The sequence below is a fragment of the Sphingosinicella soli genome (assembly GCF_014199685.1).
GTDB classification, from domain to species: domain Bacteria; phylum Pseudomonadota; class Alphaproteobacteria; order Sphingomonadales; family Sphingomonadaceae; genus Sphingosinicella; species Sphingosinicella soli.
Map to the genome: position 1 here is coordinate 1 of NZ_JACHNZ010000093.1, position 1,041 is coordinate 1,041.

Annotated in this window: 2 protein-coding genes; both read right to left on the bottom strand. The window is 59.8% G+C overall.

The features are described 5' to 3' along the window. Positions 1 to 296 precede the first annotated feature (296 nt). Positions 297 to 518, bottom strand: a complete 222-nt coding sequence (locus GGQ98_RS18095; protein ID WP_341534260.1) for a conjugal transfer protein TraD — start codon at positions 516 to 518, stop codon at positions 297 to 299. A 16-nt stretch (positions 519 to 534) separates the two neighbouring features. Beyond that, entirely contained in the window at positions 535 to 858 is a 324-nt protein-coding gene (locus GGQ98_RS18100) for a conjugal transfer protein TraD (RefSeq protein WP_184072076.1), read from the bottom strand. Positions 859 to 1,041 lie beyond the last annotated feature (183 nt).

A 1,041-nucleotide genomic window follows, 5' to 3' on the forward strand; every position in this document is an offset into this window, starting at 1 on the left:
TGCTCTTCCGTAAACCTCAGTCGCTTCATCGTCCGTCCTTCCATCAGGGCCGGACTCTAATCACGCGTGGAGGAAAATCAGGGGGTCACGTCACAAGCGATGGCACTCGAAGAAAAGATTTGTATCGGCTATGAAGGCATGTTCCATTAAACCTCACAAACACAAGCGCGACTTCTAAAAGGCGTAGAAACGTGATCGTTTCATCCTATCGTTTGTATGGAATGTAGGAAAGGCCCGTTGCTCTTCAATCCGCGAACAACATCCGCGTATGCTGATAAGGGCAGTTGAATCTGCCATCACAAGTCTCGCCTCTTCTCTTCCGAATCGAATGCCCGTTTCCCTTTGCGCCGCCACAGGGCGATTTCCTCGCCGCGCCGCTCTTCACCCGCCTGCTGCACGAGCCCCAGAAGCGCCCCGTAGATCGCGGCCCGATCGTCATCGACGAGCGCATCGAGCCTGGCCTTGACGATGAGCCCGCCGAGCTCGATGAGCCGGCGCGTCCGCTCGCGGCGCTTCACCACCCAGTCCCGCGTATCAGCCCGCGCCCGCCGTGCCTGTAGACGGCTCTGGAGAGCTCGCGACCTTCGCTCGGCGCGCAGTGTCCTTCGCAGCGCCCGATTGAGCATTTCTTCCCCGCAGAAAGAACACCGCGCCAGTGGTGCGCCATTCCTCCTTCTGCACCATGTCGGTGGTCGCTGCGGCTTTGACCAGCACGCCCGCGAGCACATCGACCCCGAGGCTATCTGCGCCGGTTGCCGTCACCAGCTGCCCGAGCTCACGAAGCTTCCGATCCTGAAGCGCCTTCGCCTTGTCGGCGAGCAGCTTCATCTCGGCATCATAGTCACGGGGCCTGCGCATGGGATGTGGTCCTTCGGTTTGCGGTGAAGGTCCCGAGGCTATGAGTCGCTTTGTCTCCGCGTAAAGAGGCCGAACCTGTGTGAGATCACCCGGTCCCTCGCGAGATTCGATCTTGTGAGGGCGCGCTTATACGTCGTGCCGACGTGGCTTTTGAAGTGTAGATGGATGGCCGCAATGGCAATC

Coding starts and splice junctions, on each gene's coding strand:
- GGQ98_RS18100 (WP_184072076.1), bottom strand. CDS start 858: ATGCGCAGGCCCCGTGACTATGATGCCGAGATGAAGCTGCTCGCCGAC.